Raw genomic sequence first — 982 nt, 5'->3', positions numbered from 1 at the left:
CGGAGGATTTGGCCGTGACGCTGGAGCCGCTGGCCCAGGCACTGGCCGCGCTGACGGACGAGACACGCCAGACGCTAATCGAGATCGATCGCAAGAGCCGGGAGCAGGCAGAGAAGTTCGCCAGCCAGTTAACGGAGTCGGTGAAGGGCTACACGGAAGCAGCAGCAGAGGCGAGCAAGGCCGCGGAGAGTCTGGACCGGGCAGGGCGGCGGATGGAGTGGAGGCATTACGCCCTAGCTCTGATGACCGGATTATTTACAGCAGCGCTCGTGAGCGCGTTTTGGCTCTGGCTGAAGCCGCCCGTAATCCAGAACAGTCTGGACGCGGAAGCGGTAGCGGAGTATCTGAAACCCGCCGTGATCGAAGCTTTGAAGCGATCCAAAAGCAAATAAAAGCGCTGGACGTTCCGCGCTTTGAGGTTGGAATTAGGGAAGCAAAGACCGGGCAAATGATGAACCGGGAATGGAGTCGCGCAGAGGTTGAGCAGTCCGCAGCGTGGCTCAAACGCATGAACGCCAAGGGCAACGACGTATATATCCGTCCGGCTGGAGAGCATGGGCTGGTACTAGTTGACGACCTGACGGCGGATAAAATTTCTCGCATGGCAAAAGATGGTTTTCCATCCGCTGCAACGATAGAAACTTCGCCGGGAAACTATCAGGCATGGGTCAAGCTATCGGATAAGCCTTTATCTGACGATGCGCGCACTGTCGCGGCGCGATCATTGGCAAAGCACTACGGCGGCGACCTGAACAGCGCCGACAGCAAGCATTACGGGCGGCTAGCCGGGTTCACCAACCAAAAGCCCAAACACGCCCGCGACGGGCGACAGCCGTATGTGCTTGCCCATGAATGCACCGGCAAGGCCGCTACAGCCGCTCCAGCGCTCTTGGAGCGCGTCGAGCAAGGGCTGGACGGGGCAGGGGCTCAAAAAGAGCGTCAGAAGCGCCTAGAAGCCCTCCAGGCGGCCAAGCCGGGATAC

At 59.8% G+C, this 982-nt stretch carries 2 protein-coding genes; both read left to right on the top strand.

The genetic code is table 11. From position 1 onward, the window contains the following. The coding region (locus tag PO883_RS34560; RefSeq protein WP_289313816.1) for an IncQ-type mobilization protein MobB at positions 1 to 392 on the top strand (392 nt) is incomplete at its 5' end. After that, positions 281 to 982: RepB family DNA primase (locus tag PO883_RS34555; protein WP_373890143.1), on the top strand; the 702-nt coding region annotated here is incomplete at its 3' end. The genes PO883_RS34560 and PO883_RS34555, both read left to right, overlap by 112 nt.

The organism is Massilia sp. DJPM01, assembly GCF_030348125.1.
Classification (GTDB): domain Bacteria; phylum Pseudomonadota; class Gammaproteobacteria; order Burkholderiales; family Burkholderiaceae_D; genus Telluria_A; species Telluria_A frigida.
The sequence above is the reverse complement of the archived record's forward strand: the minus strand, read 5'-3'. Positions and strand labels throughout refer to the sequence as shown.